At 40.5% G+C, this 18,230-nt stretch carries 10 protein-coding genes; 1 reads left to right on the top strand and 9 read right to left on the bottom strand.

The window, feature by feature from the left end:
- Window positions 1-11: 11 nt before the first annotated feature.
- From DWW33_RS04355 to nifJ, 7 genes are all read right to left on the bottom strand, one after another.
- The gene (locus DWW33_RS04355; protein ID WP_117698205.1) at window positions 12-986 is read right to left on the bottom strand and encodes a DUF5979 domain-containing protein; all 975 of its coding nucleotides are present in this window, start codon (window positions 984-986) and stop codon (window positions 12-14) included.
- Entirely contained in the window at window positions 983-1,879 is an 897-nt protein-coding gene (locus tag DWW33_RS04350; RefSeq protein ID WP_118638921.1) for a class C sortase, read from the bottom strand. Before DWW33_RS04350 ends, DWW33_RS04355 begins: the two co-directional genes overlap by 4 nt.
- A gap of 3 nt (window positions 1,880-1,882) precedes the next feature.
- The gene (locus DWW33_RS04345) at window positions 1,883-2,731 is read right to left on the bottom strand and encodes a class C sortase (protein ID WP_117840807.1); all 849 of its coding nucleotides are present in this window, start codon (window positions 2,729-2,731) and stop codon (window positions 1,883-1,885) included.
- Between the two features lie 121 nt (window positions 2,732-2,852).
- Window positions 2,853-4,319, bottom strand: coding sequence for an isopeptide-forming domain-containing fimbrial protein (locus DWW33_RS04340; protein ID WP_118638920.1), 1,467 nt, complete (start codon window positions 4,317-4,319; stop codon window positions 2,853-2,855).
- 66 nt (window positions 4,320-4,385) lie between these two features.
- Entirely contained in the window at window positions 4,386-9,404 is a 5,019-nt protein-coding gene (locus DWW33_RS04335; protein ID WP_118638919.1) for an LPXTG cell wall anchor domain-containing protein, read from the bottom strand.
- Window positions 9,405-9,418: 14 nt separating this feature from the next.
- A complete protein-coding gene (gene lepB / locus DWW33_RS04330; RefSeq protein WP_242995096.1) occupies window positions 9,419-10,093 on the bottom strand; it encodes a signal peptidase I in 675 nt (224 codons plus the stop codon).
- A gap of 284 nt (window positions 10,094-10,377) precedes the next feature.
- Window positions 10,378-13,923, bottom strand: a complete 3,546-nt coding sequence (gene nifJ, locus DWW33_RS04325; RefSeq protein WP_118638918.1) for a pyruvate:ferredoxin (flavodoxin) oxidoreductase — start codon at window positions 13,921-13,923, stop codon at window positions 10,378-10,380.
- Window positions 13,924-14,151: 228 nt separating this feature from the next.
- Between nifJ and DWW33_RS04320 the strand changes: the two genes are divergently transcribed.
- A complete protein-coding gene (locus DWW33_RS04320) occupies window positions 14,152-15,792 on the top strand; it encodes an ABC-F family ATP-binding cassette domain-containing protein (protein WP_022242433.1) in 1,641 nt (546 codons plus the stop codon).
- Between the two features lie 165 nt (window positions 15,793-15,957).
- Here DWW33_RS04320 and DWW33_RS04315 read toward each other — a convergent pair whose 3' ends face one another.
- Window positions 15,958-16,728, bottom strand: a complete 771-nt coding sequence (locus tag DWW33_RS04315; protein ID WP_118638917.1) for a flagellar filament capping protein FliD — start codon at window positions 16,726-16,728, stop codon at window positions 15,958-15,960.
- Between the two features lie 809 nt (window positions 16,729-17,537).
- Window positions 17,538-18,227 carry a uracil-DNA glycosylase gene (locus DWW33_RS04310; RefSeq protein WP_117946708.1) on the bottom strand — a complete coding sequence of 230 codons (690 nt, stop codon included), beginning with the start codon at window positions 18,225-18,227 and terminating at the stop codon, window positions 17,538-17,540.
- Between the last annotated feature and the right edge of the window lie 3 nt (window positions 18,228-18,230).

Here is an 18,230-nt window from a genome sequence, read left to right as displayed (position 1 = left end):
TCCAGCCTCCTTTATTCTTCCTTTACACTATTATCCGGTAATTGTGTCCACTGCCATCCCTCATCTTCATCATAATCGAAATGATTGGTTACTCCGTAACCCGGATTCAATCCATGGTCATATGTATTATCAAACTCCACTGTTACGATTTCATCCGCACTGATTTCTGCTGTCTGCTGTGGCTCACTTACCAGTCTATAACCAGCCCCACTATATACCTCTGTCACAGTAACTTTTGCACCTGCCGGAATATGATCTGCAATTGCCGCTTTCGTTCCTGCCGATGAATGTGTGGTCGATACTACATTACTGTATACCGTATTACCATTTTCATCTACTGCTTCTATCGAAAATACAAAGGTTACCTCTTTCATTGTCTCATTATAGTTATCAAGATTTTTCTGTATAAGAAGACTTCCATACCGTGGAGAACGTTCCGGTTTTAGATTTGCTGTAACCTCATAAATCCATTTGTTTTCTGCGCCTGCAGAATGAAATGCCTGATTATCCGGCAACGCAATCAGACCTGGATTAAAATTATACTCATAAAAACCGGTTGATGCAGATTCAACCACAACAAGATATATCCCAGAATTCAGTTCTTTCTCTCCTGTTCCATCCGTAATCGTGCATTCTGTATCCGGGGTTTTATCCGAAGCGAGCTCCGCTGCCTTCGCTGTCATCTCTTCCCATGTAACATCTCCATTTACCGCATCTTTTAAAGAGAGGGATTTAAATTCTGATGTTTCGCTGTACTCTCCTGCTGCATCCACAGTCGCTACCTGATATATTTTAGCATGCAGTTCCATCCCATTCAGTTCTTCCGTATATTCTTCGCCCTTCGGCACAGATAAAGTCAAAGTACAAGGTTCTGCCGGATCTATTACATTGGTGGCATATGCAGATGCCACATGTAATCCTGCCGCTGCCAAAAACAACGTCAGTAATCCCGCAATATACCCTTTCTTTATTTTTAACTTTTTCATTTTCCACCCTCCTTAGAACCTCTTGAAGCTTTTCTATCTCGAATAATCTTTATCAAAACTGTAATCAGAATTGCTGCTGCAACTGCCAGTATTGCATATAACATATAATAATCTTTCACCGTCTGAAGCATAGATTCATTGGCTATTGCCTTCTCATCATCCTCTCCATTATACGGGACACTGTGACCACGCACCAGCAGTCTATGGCTGTTTACACCATATGGGGTGCAGGTGAAAAGTGTTACATAATCTTCCCCTTCGACATTCTTCATTGCATCTGTCAAAGTATCCGTATCATCCTTTTCTACCATCGGCAGAATCTGATCCACTTCATATGCAAGCACCTTATCCAATACATGCACATAGAATTTATCACCTTTTACAAGCTGGTCAATATCGGTAAAAAGTTTCGCACTTGGCAGTCCGCGGTGTGCTGCCAGTACACTATGTTTTCCCTCACCACCAACCGGAAGACTGGTTCCGGACATATGACCTGCGCCAATCTGTAATACTGCCTCCGAAGTTCCATGATAAATCGGAAGTCTCTGTTCTATTTTCGGGATGGAAATATATCCCATTATCCCATTATCTCCCGGATTTACTACGGACCAGTATTTACTTCCTCTCATATTCTGTTCTTCCTGCGAAAACGCATCCCCATCGAAGGTATTATTACCTATCTGGGAATTATATTCCTCTGCCATCTCCCAAAGCTTCTGATAGTCTACTTCATCCATATCTGCAACAGTTTCTTCATAACTGGCAATCGCCCTGCTCTGATGGTATTTATTCCATTGATCTGCCACAGTCGGATATGCAAAGATTCCCAGTCCGACCAGGAAAACCAGTCCAAGCAGAATTCCAGGTAATTTCTGCTTCCATTTCTGTTTCATTCCCTACTCCTTTTTCCTCTTCCAACTAAACCGCTGCCAAATCAAAAGTCCCAGTAAAATCCAGAACAGTAATATAATCGCAACTACAATTGCAACTGCAGAAGTATTAACAAGATATCCATCTGCCGTCACAAAGTTACCGCTTTCCTCCTGTGAAATCCGCTCACCCCTTACCAGCAGCCGATGAGAATTGATTCCATATGGAGTGCAGGTCATTAATGTACAATAATCTTTTCCATCTTCAATTGTAAGATTATTAATTTCCTGTGGTTCTACAATTTTAATCTGATTCACCTGATAAGTCAGTTTACGATCCAATACGGTAACGGTAAAGGTATCTCCTGCTTCCATTTTATCCAGATTTGTAAAAAGTCTTGCAGACGGAAGTCCTCTGTGTGCAGAAAGAACACTATGTGTGCCTTCTCCTCCAACCGGCAAACTACTGCCCTCTAAATGGCCTGCTGCAACCTGTAATACTCCTTCCGAAGTTCCATGATAAATCGGGAGTTCCACACCTAACTTTTCAATTGTAACATAACCCATGATGCCGGTGCCGGAAATATCAAGAATGCTGTTATAATCGCCAGCCTCTGCATAATTCAGAAATGGCCGGTTCACATCCTTTAATTTTTCATTGTAGGTATCAGCTTTTTTTAACATTGTGTCTTTTTCTTCTTCTGTCAGTGATTTTACGGCATTACTATAAGACGCAACGGCTCTTGACTGGACTTTTGAATTCCAGTAAGAACTAATTGGCGGATACAGCATCACGGAGAGACCTATGATAAAAACAAACACTAACATTACATTCAGTTTATCTTTCTTAAATAATTTCTTTAATGTCCTCTTCATAGATTTCTCCCTAATGCTGTCAAAGTCCCAGCGAGCGGGAATTTTCTTCCAGTCTCGTTCGTGTATAAACCGGCGGTTCACCGGAAATTCCCGGTGAATTACCGCCGTTCATCTTAAAATTCTAGTTTTTTGCAGTACGTTTTCTTGCGATTAACAATACAGCTGCTACAATCATGATAATTGCACCTACGGTATAGAAAATCTTAGTACCGATACCACCGGTTGCAGGAAGTTCAGTTCCACTTAAGTTCTGTACATCCGTGGATACAGCACCTGTTCTTAAAGTTGCTGTAAAGATTGCTTCTGTTCCTTCTGAAACAACCTTTCCAGAAGCATCCTTTACTACTAATGTCTTTAATTCCGGATTATCTGATGTTGTATCATAGGTTGCTTCTACTGAAAATACAAGATCATCTGCTTTATTGTATCCTGCCGGAACAGTTGTCTCAACCAATTTATACTGGCCTGCATCTACACCTTTGAAATAGAAGGTTGTTACTCCTGTAATCTCATTTCCAACTGCAACATAATCACCTGTAGTGCTGTCTAATTTGTAAAGGGTAAATCCTGCACCCTCAAGAGGAGCATTGTTACCGTCTACCTTATTTGCAATTAAATTATATGTAAATACAATAACTTTATCTTCCGGAGTTACACCTGTGCCATCCCCATAAGGATTGTTGCTGTATTCCAGTTTGGATACGTTGGTGTTTCCACCTTCACCGATTACTGCATTTTCATTCAGTTTTGCGGTGTAATTTACAACTACTTTACTTCCAGCTTTTACTGCTTTGATATTCTTTAAATCTGCAAAACGAACTTCAAAAGTGCAGCTATCATCTAAATCTTCTGTAACTACTTCATAGCCGGTTGTTACTGCTGTTCCGTCCACTGTTACAGTTACAGAATCTGCATTGAAAGTAAGTCCGTCAGACATGGTATCATGGAATGCATAATAATAGCTTCCATAGTTATCGTATTTTGCATCTACAGTACCGGTTAACTGGAACGGTACATCATCTCCGATATCGTAATCTGCTGCATCCTGCCAGTCACTTTCTGCACCGGTAGAGTCATTTTTCTCTTTTACTTTCTTTTCAAGTTCCGGTCTGTCTTCCTTTGTTGTTACAGTTACGCTGTCATTTCCAGCTGTGTCTAACATAACAAGGGAATAGGTATCACCTTCATCACCTGTTTTTGTTTCTGCAATCAGGTAATAACCCTGATCAACACCGCTAAATTTATCATCGGATGTTTTTGCTTCCGGCTCTAATGTCTTGATTTTTGCAAATACTGCATCTGCAAATGCACGGATGCCATCTGCATCAAGTTCTGAAATATAACTAATAACTTCTTTATCATCTGTTTTTCCTGTTACTTCTTTTAATGCTGATGCATACTTATCATTTAATGTGTATGCAAATTTTCCGTCGCCACCATCTGTAGCATTCAACAGCTTATAAGCTGCATACTCAGAACCGTTTGCACCGTTCGTAATTGTAATATCTGCTGCATAAACAGTAACACCCATTGCGAATGCCATAACCATTGCAACCATTGCTGCAAAAAATTTTTTCAATTTTTTCATTTTTGTTCTCCTTCTCTAACTTTTAATTATATTTGATACCTGAAACGGATTTTCTCAAAAGGGGACTTATACGCCTGCCCCCCCTTCTCTTTTCCGTCGCATCCGGTATCCATACAATAGGAATGCCGCCAGCATAATTGCTGCACCGCCTATAGTATAAACAGTAGTACCAGTTCCTCCCGTTGCCGGAAGTTCATAACCATATTCCTGATTCTTAACCTGAATCGAAATACTATCAAGATTATCATAATAGGTAAAGGTATATTTATTTTCTTTGCTTAATTCTGTACCCTTCTGACCTATTCCAACTAACTCATAACCATTTACCAGTTTTTCTTTTACCGTGTAGACCTGACCATCTTCCAACGCCTTATTGCCATTCTGGTCTGTAATGGTCTTCAATGCAACCGATCCACCCTGGCATACGGTAAATTCTGTAATATAATCAGATTCCTCCATTGAATCACCCTTATATAATGCAAAAGTAAAGGTTTTTGTCTGATCATACGGAAGTTCATTTCCATACGCATCCAGAACGTCTTTCTCAATTACCGGTTTCTTATAAATCTTTACTCCGACCTTTGGAGGCTCTGCCCGCAGTGTTTTTTCATTTCCGTTTACTTCTGCCGTATACTGGTATGCGAAGCTGTTCCATGCAGTCTCACCCGGGTTTGCATTCTCTCCTACTACTCCATTATATTTCATGGTAAGAATACAGCCCTTCTTTAATACAAAGGTATCTGCCATCTTTATACGGAAGGACACATCATCTGACTGCCAGAAGGAATGCCACTGTTCTGTTGAAGTACCCGACATATCAGCTTCAGTAAAGCTTACCAGATTTGAAAATTCCACAAAATAATCCACGCCTTCTTCCAGCTGCCGTTTTGTGCCGCTCTCCTCCGTTACCAAGAGTTCCAGTCCTTCGGCATATGCAACAGAGAATTCACTTCCTCGTTTTTCTTTCTGGTTCAGTACTCCGGTATCATTTATATGTGGCATACTGTCTACAATAACCATCTGTGTAAAGGAGTTATTGCTGACATTTTCAATATTGTTGGTGTAAATCACATCTTTTCCATCTTCATCCAGATAAATGTAATTCTTTCCTTCCAGTCCAAGATAGCCGCTTCCCCGGTTATCTGAATTACCGGTTTCCTCTACCGTTTTCCATGAGAATGAACCGTAATCACCCAATGCATAAACGCAATCAGAAGCTTTTACTCCAATATATTTTCCACTGTCATCCGTCACCAGTTCTCCCGTTTTTACACTGTTATCATCAAACGGATCATCCGGCAGGAGATATGCAGTATTTTCATAAATCCTGTTCTCATATACTGTATTTCTGGTATATACCGTAAACTCCGCTTTTCCACCTGCAGGAATCTGATATTCTTTTCCCTCCAGATATAGTGAAAACTCGTGGGTCGCATTATCCGGTATCAGCTTCCATACTTCTTCAGACAAATCATACTTATGAAGTACATTATCATCCTCATCATAAATGGTCAGTACAAAAGCATTTTTGTCAAGTCCCAGGTGAAGGGTTTTATTGGTTGCCTCTTCTTTCGACAATATATGGAACGGAGACTGAACAGAATCTTTAATTGTATAATCGCAGATCGGAATGGTTCCATCGTTGCGTAACTCCAACAGCCACTTTGTCGTTACATTCGGCTGTATATTGTCCTTCTCTTCCAATTCAACAGCATCTTCCACATTTTTACCAGATGGTATATAGGACACTGCTTTCTTGGTAATTCCCGGAACAATTACATCCTTCGGTGTTATCATTACAGATGACGAAATAACACGCTTTTCTCCTACAATTCCTTTATCTTCCGATGTGCCGTTATTCTGTCTGGAATCATCTCTGGTTCCTCTCATTGTAATGTCATTCGGATTCTCACGATATTCCACATCCTTATCTACCAGTAAATCCACGGTATTGGTAATTGGAACATCTAATTCCACGTCTTTACTTACCTTGCACATCACAAAGAATGAAAGATTCTTTCCTGCCGGCAAATCATAACCTTTGCCATCGTCTCCAATCGTAAAGGTAACCATATGGTTTTCCTTATCATCATTGGTCATTGCAATGGTAACATCCCTTACCAGACTTCTGCCATCGATATTGGTTACCTGCGCCATGTTCCAGTCGTTTGACTTAATCGGTTCACTATAGCTCTTTTCAATCTGAACCGGAAGCGTATATCCCAGGCCCGGACGTATTCCAATATATTCCAACCCATCCGCCATATGATCTTCCAATGTATCAATATGAACCGGATCTTCTCCTGTATTTGTTACTGTAATATTGTAAATCACATAATTTCCGAGATAATTTCCTTCATTTACACTCTTAGAGAATATGGACTTATCTTTTAACTGGCTGGTCTTCCACTGATGGAACTGATCCAGAATTGCCCACACACTCTTCTGCACATCTACCGCCTGATCCAGCTCCTTTTTCCCTTCCGGTTTCCCTTTTACCGTTACTGTATCCTTCATTCCGTTTACGGTTGCACTATTGGTATAAGTAAAAGTTCCCGTCTGTTCATTCTCTTTATCATCCATATAAATGTAAGCATTGAATTCTTTTTCAATTACTTCACCCGGTGACATGGTGCCAATCTTCCAGATTAAACGGATTCCTTTATGTGCACTGATATTCATTCCATTGCTCTTGCCAATCCAGTATCTCCTTATCTGCACATATTCACCATTTATCTTTGTATAATAAGTTCCCCAGTCAGATGTATTTTCTACATACTCTTTCCAGCTGATACCAGCCTCTACCAGTTCCTCATCATTTTTAGGATATCTGGAATTTAACGTTCCTGCCTGCTTTGCCTTATAAATCTTGTATTCATCCGAAGGAAAAACATGATATGGCATATCATCTGTCAATGACAGTCCGTCTTTCTTATATGCGGCATCTCCATCAGCGTTTGTAATCGTTATGCTGTATTTAAATAATTCCTCTGCTTTAAAGGTTTCTCCACCTTCCCCGCCATTTACCTTCTTATCTACTGTAATCGGATTTTCAGTCTCAATTACAATTTCAGAATTCTCACCGGTTGAAGTACTCTTTACATAATTCTTAAAATGATAATCAGAAGCCTCCGGCAGTTCATTAACATCAACCTTACATACATACTTAATGGTTACCTTCTCCTTTGCATTCAGCCTGCCAAGAGAAAATGTCAATATTTTATCATTTATCTTTAAGCCAACCTTGCGGCATCCACCGGTCGCATTGGTTGACTCTGCCACAAAATCCGTCTCGCCCTCCGGAACCTGTGCTCCATTCTTATCTATAACATACTGGAAAATAAGTCCTTTTGGCAGAGTATCTTCTAACGTCTGCTCAATGGTTTTATAATCTTCCATATTTTCAATCGTTATCGTATAAGTAACTAAATCACCATTTTTTACATTCTTCTTATCACCGCTCTTTTCAATAATGAGTTCCGGCTTTTTATAAATAACCGTTATTGTTGAACTCTTATCTTTATAAGAAGCTTTATTATGAATGGAAGTATTATTTTTATACTTTGCCATTTCTTCCTGGCTTTTTACATTAGCTGCAAAAGTAAATGAGACCTTTTCACCGGCTTTTAATGTACCAGGTGTAAAACTTATTGTTCTGGCTGCTTCGTCATACTCTGCTCCTTTATCACGGATTTCCTGTATCTGCTCCGATGTCAACGTCAGATGCTCTGGTAATTTATCTGTCACCTTATAAACGCTTCCATCTGAAGCTTCTCCCTTAATCGGATTGTTTCCCGTATTTTCTAGCGTAATCGTATAATTAATGGTATCTCCGGCAATTACTTCTTTCTTATCCGCCGTCTTAACAATTCTAAAGTCCTCTTTTATTTCCGGTCTTGACTTTACATCTGCAGACAATTTTGTGTGTTCATATTCTTTATAGGGAACAGATTCAAAATCAACATGATTTGTAATTACATCTTCCTTAACTTTTTCTGCGGCTGTTGTAATATAATTATCTGTTAATACTAATTTTGATACATCCAGACTTGCGCTTACATTCAGATGCTCCTGTTCTCTTGTTGGCACACCATCTGTCATATGCTGGTTCGGCACACTAATCTTATATGTAACTGTTTTTCCATCCAATGTCAGGCTTGTAACGGTTCCTCCCTGAAGATCAGTAAACTGGAAAATCACATTTCCATTGCTATCCACAATGGAAGCACCATCTTCACTGACCCTGGTTCCTTCCGGAAAACTGATTCCATCCGGTAATGTCAATACATCACTCAGTTCTACATGATCTGTCCAGATTGCTCCCGTATCACCAACTCCGCATGGATTCATACTGTTTGCAGTGATTCTATAATCCAATGTTCCTTCCAGCTTATTGGTCTTTCCATTCACCGGAATAATTTCCTTGCTGACAGTTTTTTTCAAATCCTGCCAGAGATTCGTTCCATGCCAGATTAATTCTGCCGGTTCAGAAATCACATCATTGTCTTTCTGATCCGGAATCTCCGGTGTCAATGTGACCTTGGAATCTTTTTCCATAATTCCATTTAAAGAATTAAACTGCAAGTCGAAGGAAACAGTTGAACCTGCAGGTGGCTCAAACTCTATGTAAGTCTCATCATCTTCTTCTACCAGTTTTACTTCCAGTGTTTCTTCTGTTGTTTCACTGACCGCTTTATAAGTAACCTGCATAACATCACTTTCTTCAAAACCGGTCAATGTAACTCCTTCCGGCAAATCACTAATCCGGATACGAACCGGTACCAGCTCTGTATCTGTCGGATTTGAGTTGGTTGCACTAACAGTTGCATATAAAGTCTGTCCATTTTTCCCATCATCCGGACTCTTCTGTGAAACACTCAAGTTAATACGCTCACTAATCGTGCCTCCGGCTGACGTCTGCTCTGTTTCCTTATTTCCTGTTGCTGCAAGTCCCGGAAGAATCAGTCCCCAGACTACACCTACTGCCACAAGAACGCAGCATATTCCCAGTAAAATTTTTGTTCTTCTGCGGATTTTTCTCTTTTCTTCTGCTTTCTTTACATGTTTTCTTACATTTTCCTGCATATCCCTATCTCTCCCTATTTAAGGAATCCCATTTTACTCAATGGCCAGAATCGAAAAGCCACCTTTCCAATTATCTGATCTTCTGCCACACACCCAATAGCTGAACTCCGGCTGTCAACCGATACCGAACGATGGTCTCCCATCACAAAATATTTGCCTTCCGGCACCTGATAAGGAAAATCAATATCACATTCCCCTAAATCTTTCTTTATTGCATATGGTTCATCTAATTTTTCACCATTTACATATACATTGCCGTCTTCGTCTATATCTATGTAATCACCTGCAGTTCCTATGACCCTTTTTACAAGAATCTTACTCTGATAGTAAAAGCCGATGATATCTCCCTGTTTGATTTTTGTAGTCTTCTTTATTACTACCAGTTCACCATTCTCTAATGCCGGTTCCATGCTCTTGCCCGAAACCTGCAATACCGGTACTAATCTCGTTGCAATCAATACTGAAATTGCTGCCACCACAAGCAGTATTCCAATCGCACTGAAAAGATGCTGCTTCTTCTCTCTGCGTTTGTGCTCCGCCTGTATACTTTGAAGTGCCACATCTAATTCTATTTTCTTGTCCTTATTCCCGCCATTTTCTTCTGCAGTTCCCTGTGAATCCTTCTGGAGTCCCTCTATAATTTCAATCAACTCCCAGCGCTTCAGCTTGCGGAAATCCTTATCTGCCACAAACTGCACCCCCTGTTATTCTTTTGCTTCCCTTATTATGACCTTCCCCTGTCTTTTTATGCATGTGATTTTTCTTTTGTGTTGAATGTAAGTATATATTTTTTTTGTATAGAATTATGTCATATTCTGGCATATAGATTTGATTTTTTCTAACGAAATAATCAGACTAATTTAATTTGATATCGTTCTTATAAAGTAAAAAAAGAGACGTAACTTACACTTCTGTAAATTACATCTCTTTTATTTTACCTAATCGTCAGATTCTTCTGTCCAATCAGCTAATCTTATTTATAAAGCTCAACTAATCTTAACAGATGTTCATAACGAGCCTTTGCAGCTTCCTCAGATGCTTTGAACAGTTTTTCTGCTCTGTCTGGGAAGGAACGTGTTAATCTGCTGTAACGTGTCTCGTTATTTAAGAAATCCTGGTAAGATCCATCACCTGGCTTAGAAGTCAATGTGAATGGGTTCTTTCCTTCTGCTTTCAATGCCGGGTTGTATGAGAATAAGTTCCAGTAACCTGCTGCTACTGCTTTCTTCATCTCATCCTGGCAGTGGTTCATTCCACCCTTAACACCATGTAACTCACATGGAGCATATCCGATGATAAGTGAAGGTCCGTTGTATGCTTCTGCTTCAGCAATTACTTTAACAGCATTTGCCATATTTGCACCAAGAGCGATCTGTGCTACATATACATAGCCGTAGCTCATAGCGATTTCTGCAAGGCTCTTCTTGCCAACTTCTTTACCAGAAGCAGCGAACTGACAAACCTCACCGATGTTAGAAGCTTTAGAAGCCTGTCCACCTGTATTAGAGTACATCTCTGTATCGAATACCATTACGTTTACGTTCTCACCGGAAGCAAGTACATGGTCTAATCCGCCGAAGCCGATATCGTAAGCCCATCCATCACCACCGAAGATCCATACAGACTTCTTAGCAAGGTAATTCTTCTTATCTAATGCTTCCTTAGCATCCGGGCATCCTGCTGCTGCAGCTTTCTCTAACTCAGCAACTAATGCTTCTGTTGCAGGTGTATTAGCTTTTGTATCATTCTTAGTCTCTTCGAACTTGTCAAATGCAGCCTTTAATTCTGCGCTTGCTTTATCAGACTCAGCACATTTCTTAGCGCTTGCAATTGCCTGCTCACGAAGAACTTTCTGTCCGATTTCCATACCAAAACCATGCTCAGCGTTATCCTCGAATAAGGAGTTTGCCCAAGCCGGACCTTTCTTGGAATCTTTGTTTACTGTATATGGTGATGTTGCTGCAGGACCGCCCCAGATAGAAGAACATCCTGTTGCATTGGAAATATACATATGCTCACCAAATAACTGAGTAATCAAACGAGCGTAAGATGTCTCTGCACAACCTGCACAAGAGCCTGAGAACTCAAGCAATGGCTGATTGAACTGGGAACCTTTAACGGTATTGTCTGCCGGCATACCAGGTTTCTTTCCAACGTTTGCTACTAAGTAATCGAATACTGGCTGCTGATCTGCCTGTGATTCCTGAGGAACCATTTCGATTGCGCCTACTGGACATACCGTAATACACTCGCCACATCCCATACAGTCTAATGGGGATACGCTCATTGTATATTTGTACTCGCCAGCCTTTGGCTTTGTATCAGCAAGTTTTGTCTGCTCTGGAGCAGCTTTTACTTCTGCTTCGTCTAACATGAATGGACGAATGGTTGCATGTGAACATACGAAAGCACACTGGTTACACTGAATACATTTCTCAGCATCCCATGTAGGAACGGTTACGGCTGTACCACGTTTCTCATATGCTGCTGCGCCATGTTCGAACTGTCCATCCGGATTCTTTGCAAATGCAGATACTGGAAGGCTGTCTCCGTCCATCTTGGAGATTGGCTCCATTAAGTCTCTTACCATCTTAACAGTCTCAGGACGTCCGGTTAATTCCTTCGGAGCTGGATCTGCTTCTGGGTTAGACCAGGATGCTGGAACTTCAACCTTATGTACTGCGTCTACACCAGCGTCGATAGCTTTGTAGTTCATTTCTACGACAGCATCACCCTTCTTACCGTAGGATTTCTTAGCTGCTGCTTTCATGAATTCTACTGCATCGTCGATAGGCATAACGTTTGCAAGTTTGAAGAATGCAGACTGTAAAATTGTGTTGGTACGTTTACCCATACCAATTTCAATTGCTTTGTCAATTGCATTGATTGTATATAACTGAATGTTGTTATCAGCAATGTATTTCTTTGCTTCAGCATTCAGATGATGAGCTAACTCTTCGTCTGACCACTGGCAGTTAATCATGAATACTCCGCCTGGTTTAACATCCTGGGCCATCTTGAATCCTTTGGTTACATAAGATGGGTTGTGGCATGCTACGAAGTCAGCCTGGTTGATGTAATATGGGCTCTTGATTGGCTTGTCACCGAATCTTAAGTGGGAAATTGTTACACCACCGGTCTTCTTAGAGTCATACTGGAAGTATGCCTGGATGTATTTATCTGTGTGGTCACCGATAATCTTAGTAGAGTTCTTGTTAGCACCTACAGTACCGTCTCCACCAAGACCCCAGAACTTACACTCTACAGTTCCTTCTGCAGATGTGATAGGTGCTGGCTTAACCTCTGGTAAGCTTAAGTTTGTAACGTCATCTACGATACCTACTGTAAATCTGCTCTTTGGAGCATCTTTTTCCAGTTCTTTGTAGATAGCGAATACAGATGAAGGAGGAGTATCCTTAGATCCTAATCCGTAACGGCCGCCACATAATACAACGTCGTTTAATCCTGCTTCACGTAATGTTGTAGCTACGTCTAAGTATAATGGGTCGCCTAATGCTCCTGGCTCTTTTGTTCTGTCAAGAACAGCAACTTTCTTTGCAGTCTTTGGAAGAACTTTTAATAAGGAAGCAGATACCCAAGGACGATACAGACGAACTTTGATTAATCCGACTTTCTCTCCTGCTGCTGTTAAGTAGTCGATTACTTCTTCTGCTACGTCACAGATAGATCCCATTGCTACGATAACACGGTCTGCATCTGCTGCTCCATAGTAGTTGAATAAGTCATAATCTGTACCAAGTTTTTCATTGATTTTGCCCATGTATTTCTCAACGATAGCCGGTAACTCATTGTAAGCTGTATTACAAGCTTCACGATGCTGGAAGAAAACGTCTCCGTTTTCATGAGAACCACGCATTGCTGGATGCTCTGGGTTTAATGCATGCTCACGGAATGCTTTTACAGCGTCCATGTTGCACATTTCTTTCAAATCTGCGTAATCCCATTTCTCGATTTTCTGAATCTCATGAGATGTACGGAATCCATCGAAGAAGTTGATGAATGGAACTTTTCCTTCAATTGTTGCAAGATGAGCAACTGGGCTTAAGTCCATAACTTCCTGTGGGTTTGTCTCACATAACATAGCGAAACCTGTCTGACGACAAGCATATACGTCACTGTGATCACCGAAAATATTTAAGGACTGGGTTGCAACGGTACGTGCTGATACATCAAATACACATGGAAGCTGCTCTCCAGCGATTTTGTACATATTAGGGATCATTAATAAAAGACCCTGGGATGCGGTAAATGTAGTGGTTAAAGCACCTGCTGCAAGAGAACCATGTACGGCACCTGCTGCTCCTGCCTCTGATTCCATTTCTACGACTTTAACCTGATTTCCAAAGATATTCTCCTGACCTGCTGCGGACCACTGGTCTACGGAGTCAGCCATTGGACTGGACGGGGTAATAGGATAAATAGCTGCAACGTCTGTGTATGCATAAGCTACATGAGCTGCTGCTGTATTACCGTCCATTGATTGTTTTGCTCTGGACATTATTTATTCCTCCTTATTTAAATAAAAAACTTATGTCTTATCGACCTAAATCACATTTTAGCATTTTATTTGTCGATTATCAAGATTATGGACTGTACGAAATGAAGAACAATCACGAATTTCTTCTATAAGAAGTTTTAGTTGCTTTTCCACTGTTTTTCTAGTATGATACGAATTGGTGCATAAGCATGAAAGCACCGTAAATTCAAAGAGTCAGGAGATTTGATTATGATAAGTGCAAACAATGTAACTTTACGAATCGGGAAGAAAGCCTTGTTTGAAGATGTAAATATTAAATTCACGGAAGGCAACTGCTACGGTCTGATTGGTGCCAATGGTGCCGGTAAATCTACTTTCTTAAAAATTTTATCCGGACAATTAGACTCCACCAGCGGCGATGTGGTTATTACACCGGGACAACGTCTTTCCTTCCTGCAGCAGGACCACTTCAAATATGATGAGTACTCCGTTTTAGATACCGTTATCATGGGAAACAAACGTCTCTATGATATCATGAAGGAGAAGGATGCTATCTATGCAAAAGAGGATTTTTCCGATGAAGATGGTATCCGTGCCAGTGAACTGGAAGGCGAATTTGCTGAAATGGACGGCTGGAATGCAGAATCCGATGCTGCCATGTTATTAAATGGTCTTGGCATCCCGACAGAAGACCACTACACCACTATGCGTGACCTTCCGGGTGCTACCAAGGTTAAGGTGCTTTTAGCCCAAGCATTATTCGGTAATCCGGACATTCTGCTCTTAGACGAGCCGACCAACCACTTAGACTTAGATGCCATTGCATGGCTGGAAGAATTCTTAATTAACTTTAACAACACTGTAATCGTCGTATCCCACGACCGTTACTTCTTAAATAAGGTATGTACTCATATTGCCGATATCGATTATGGCAAGATTCAGTTATATGCCGGTAACTACGATTTCTGGTATGAGTCCAGCCAGCTTCTTGTTAAGCAGATGAAAGAAGCCAATAAAAAGAAGGAAGAAAAGATTAAAGAGTTACAGGAGTTCATTTCCCGTTTCTCTGCGAATGCTTCCAAATCCAAACAGGCAACTTCCAGAAAACGTGCCCTTGAAAAAATCGAGCTGGATGAAATCAAACCTTCCAGCCGTAAATATCCTTACATTGATTTCCGCCCACAGCGTGAAATCGGTAATGAGGTTCTTACCGTAGAGGGGCTAAGCAAAACTATCGATGGCGTAAAAGTATTAGACAATGTATCCTTTATCTTAGGACATGATGATAAAGTAGCTTTTGTCGGAAGCAACGAGCTTGCCAAGACTACCCTCTTTAAGATTCTTGCCGGTGAAATGGAGCCGGATGAAGGAACTTACAAATGGGGTGTTACGACTTCCCAGTCCTATTTTCCGAAGGACAATACCGAAATCTTTGATACTGACCTTGTTATCACAGACTGGCTGACCCAGTATTCCGAAATCAAAGATGCTACTTATGTACGTGGTTTCTTAGGAAGAATGCTTTTCGCCGGTGAAGACGGCATGAAGAAAATGAGAGTCCTTTCCGGAGGAGAAAAAGTGCGTGTACTGCTCTCCCGTATGATGATTCAGGCTTCCAATGTCTTAATCTTAGATGAGCCTACCGACCACTTAGACATGGAGTCCATTACCGCATTAAACAACGGTCTGATTAAATTCCCGGGTGTTGTACTCTTCGCTTCCCGAGACCACCAGTTCACACAGACCACTGCCAACCGCATTATGGAGCTTCTTCCAAATGGCGGACTCATTGATAAGATTACCACTTACGATGAATACTTAGAAAGTGATGAAATGGCAAGAAAACGTCAGGTTTACTCCATGAGTGAAGAAGACGAGAATGATAACTAAAAATAGCTTTTAAGATAGAAAGCAGGTGTTCCAATCGGAACACCTGCTTTTTTTGCTTTACCGAAAATTGCTTTCCTGCAACACACGTTTCTTGTTATTTGCATATATTATTTATACCTGACATTTACACCGTCATTATGCGAATCATAATTATTAACCGGTCACTCAGGTTGTCGTATTATAAATCTCTCCGGTATTATAATTGTAGGTATATGTACCTGTATTACCATATGTATTGCCCCTGGATGCTTCCCGTTCTGCATAATAATCTGCTAAAGATGCTTTTGCAGATACCTGATATCCATAGGAACCATTTCCATTGAACAAAGATTTTACCAAAGACATATCTGCCTTCTTAAATGTATCCTCATCAATACTGAGTTTGTTATCTACACCAACGGTAATTCCAACCTTAGAAAGTAACTTTTCATTGGAATCCGTAGTCCGAACCATGGAAGAAACTGCATTGAGAATTCCATTGGTATTGGAATCTTCTGATTTCTTCAGCAGGTTATTGTAGCTGTCTACGAAAGCACTTACTTTCTTATAAATTGCGTCTTTATCATAATCTGTTGTGGTATTACCCTTTGCATCGGTTGTTGTTACTTTGTTAAATACAGACTTCTTGGTCTTATCCAGTAAAGCATCGGATGCACCCTTCAACTCTTCCGCAGCATCTTCAATTTTTGCTAATGTCTTAGTATCATCCTTTGCAGTAGACGTTGAAGTCTTCTTGTTTGTCTCTACAATCTTGCTGGCAGAATCATTTCCACCATAATATGCCTTCATCAGTTTAAAATAGGAACCGGTACGAATTGCAGAATAATCAGCAATATTAATTCCTAACAAACCGCTGTTTGAAGTTCTGCTTCCATTTGATAATCCGGAAAACAATGTGTTAATTGAATTCGAATCATAATTTGAAATGCCTATCATATAATCACTCCTTTGATATCTGATGTGTAACATCCTTGTCCCACGTCTGCCTATTGTTAATGCTATTATAGCATTTTAGGCACAGGATTGCAACATTGTGTAAAATTCACAACTTTTTATGTGATTTTTTTCATCTATTGTAACTTTTCACAAAGTTTTTATGGTTTGTTCATAGTTTTGTCATATTTATAGCATACTATAGAATCATCAAAAGAAACTCATGTTTTTAGATATATTTTTTCATAATAGCCTCGGCATCCGAAAGATGTCGGGGCACTCCTCATTTTAGGAATAATTTTTTATGTTGGCTGGATACCATGTTGGCAATTCGAAGAATAACAGGATTTCATGGGGTTCTATGTTGATTCGACATGAAATACCTGCAGTTCTTAGCACATATTTTTCTTGATTACAAAATGTCTTTCCGTTGCTTTGACTGACTATCCGCACTGTCCGCCAAAGACGGATGTTACACAAGATTTATAAGGGGCACTAAGAATTTCGAAACATATTGTATTTTGCCCGGCAACCGGTGCAAATTCACATCCATGTTCAGATTGCACCTCGCCGGCACATCCTGTGCCGGCGTTGCCGGTTGCAATACGAAATTCTAAGTGCCCCTAATAAATTGTGTCATACATCCGTCCTTTTGACGAACCGTGCGGATAGTTTGTCAAACATTGGAAAGACACTTTATATTGTAAAAAGAAAAATATGTAATTTAGAACTGCGGTATTTTATGCCTGACATAGAAACCTATTAAATCCTGCAATGCTTTGTTATTTAACATTATTGGTATCAAGTCAACATTAAAATCCATCCTGCAAATTCTCAATCTGCCAGTCTATCGGTGCTACTCCATGCTCTTCTAAAAATGCATTCGCCTGTGAGAAATGTTTGCATCCGAAGAAACCACGGTATGCCGAAAGCGGGCTTGGATGAGGTGCTTTTAATATCAGATGCTTCGGATTGGTAAGCATCGGAATTTTGCTCTGTGCCGGTCTGCCCCACAGCATATAGACAACTGGTCGATCCTGGGCATTGACCGCCTGGATAATGGCATCCGTAAAATGCTCCCAGCCTTTGCCCTGATGGGAATTCGCCTGATGTGCACGGACGGTCAGAACCGTGTTCAATAATAATACACCCTGCTTTGCCCATTTTTCCAGATAACCATTGTCAGGGATATAGCAGCCAAGGTCATCCTGTAGTTCTTTATAGATGTTCTGTAAAGATGGTGGAATCTCTTTCTGATCCGGCAGTACGGAAAAACTAAGACCATGTGCCTGATGTTCATTATGGTATGGATCCTGTCCCAAAATCAGCACCTTTACTTCTGAAAGCGGTGTTAAGTGCAAGGCATTAAAGATATCATCTGCCGGTGGATATACCACATGGGTGCTGTATTCTTTTTTTACAAAATCATATAAATCTCTGTAATATGGCTTTTTAAACTCGGCAGATACACTGTCCAGCCAGTCATTGGTAATCATTGCCATAGT

It is taken from the genome of Roseburia sp. AF15-21 (genome assembly GCF_003479505.1).
Taxonomy (GTDB): domain Bacteria; phylum Bacillota; class Clostridia; order Lachnospirales; family Lachnospiraceae; genus Roseburia_C; species Roseburia_C amylophila.
The sequence above is the reverse complement of the archived record's forward strand: the minus strand, read 5'-3'. Positions and strand labels throughout refer to the sequence as shown.